This is a genomic window from Mesorhizobium montanum (assembly GCF_033977145.1).
Lineage (GTDB): Bacteria > Pseudomonadota > Alphaproteobacteria > Rhizobiales > Rhizobiaceae > Mesorhizobium > Mesorhizobium montanum.
On record NZ_JAVIJF010000061.1, the window covers coordinates 1 to 1,553 of the forward strand.

Here is a 1,553-nt window from a genome sequence, read left to right on the forward strand (position 1 = left end):
GTCGGCCGTGAACTATTCGCAAGTCATTGATCTGGCATGTTGATTAAGGCGGACGGCAGGTTTGGAATTGCAGGATTAGCGGTATTTGGACACTGTTTTCCTGCAATTCGGTTTTGCGATTCCCTTGTGCTGCGGAGCGTGATTCACTCGGTACGGCGGCGGCGAATCGAGGGGACGGCGAATGTCCAGGCCACGCGAGAAGCGTGAGACGGGAGAGCAGGACCTGTTCCGCTCCAGGCTCGACCAGATCATCAACATGAAGCACGAGCTGGTGCGGTTGGCGCAGGCGATCGACTGGCCGATGCTGGAGGAGCGTTTCGGCGCCGTCTATTCGGACGGCCCTGGCATGCCGCCACTGCCGACCCGGCTGATGGCGGGGCTGGCTATCCTCAAGCACACCTTCAACCTGTCCGATGAGGTGCTGTGCGAGCGCTGGGTGGAGAACCCCTATTTCCAGCATCTCACCGGCGAGGTGTTCTTCTGTCATGCGCTGCCGTTCGATCGCTCGTCGATGACGCGCTGGCGCAGCCGCATGGGCGAGGAGCGGATCATGGCGCTGTTGCAGGAGAGCCTCAGCCTTGCGGTCAAGACGGGGGCGATGAAGCCGGCCGACACGCGCCAGGTGATCGTCGACACCACCGTGCAGCCGAAGAACGTCATGTTCCCGACCGACGCCAAGCTCATCCACCGGGCGCGCGAGCGGCTGGTGCGGCTGGCCAAGCGCAAGGGGCTCCATTTGCGCCAGACCTATGTGCGGGTCGGCAAGCTGGCGCTGATCAGCCACCAGCGCTATGCCCACGCCAAGCAGTTCAAGCGGGCCAACAAGGCGCTGCGCAGGCTCAAGACCTATCTCGGCCGGACCATTCGCGACGTCGCTCGCCAGATCGCCGGCGATGCGGGGCTGGACGCGCTCTTCAAATGGCCGCTCTACCAGGCCGCCACCGTTCTCGAGCAACGTCAGCGCCAGCGCGGCCGTAAGATCTACAGCCTGCATGCGCACGAGGTGGAATGCATTGGCAAGGGCAAGGCGCATATGCCCTACGAGTTCGGGGTGAAGGTGTCGGTGGCCACCACGCTGAAGCGCTCCAAGGGCGGCCAGTTCGCCCTGCATGCAAAAGCCCTGCCCGGCAATCCCTATGACGGCCACACGCTTGCAAGCGTCATCCCCGACATGGAAAAGACCATCGGCAACGAGATCGGCCGCATCCTCGCCGACGCCGGCTATCGCGGCCACAACGCACCCGACAGCCACAAGCTCAAGGTCTTCACCAGCGGCCAGAAACGCCGCGTCACCCCAGCCATCAAGCGCCAGATGCGCCGCCGCTCCGCCATCGAGCCCGTCATCGGCCACATCAAGGCCGAGCATCGGATGGGCCGCAACTACCTCGCCGGACAGCAGGGTGACGCCCTCAATGCCATCCTGGCCGCCGCCGGCTACAACTTCTCCCTCCTGCTCAACTGGTTCAGGCAGCTTTTGTGGCTTCTCATCGCAGCCCTCCAAAGTCAGCCAAACGAGATCGATGCCTGACCAATCTCATTGTTCACGGTCGACT

1 protein-coding gene is annotated in these 1,553 nt (G+C 63.2%); it reads left to right on the forward strand.

Translation table 11 applies throughout. The features are described from left to right. Positions 1 to 181 precede the first annotated feature (181 nt). Positions 182 to 1,528 carry an IS5 family transposase gene (locus tag RFM68_RS33460; RefSeq protein WP_320237194.1) on the forward strand — a complete coding sequence of 449 codons (1,347 nt, stop codon included), beginning with the start codon at positions 182 to 184 and terminating at the stop codon, positions 1,526 to 1,528. Positions 1,529 to 1,553 lie beyond the last annotated feature (25 nt).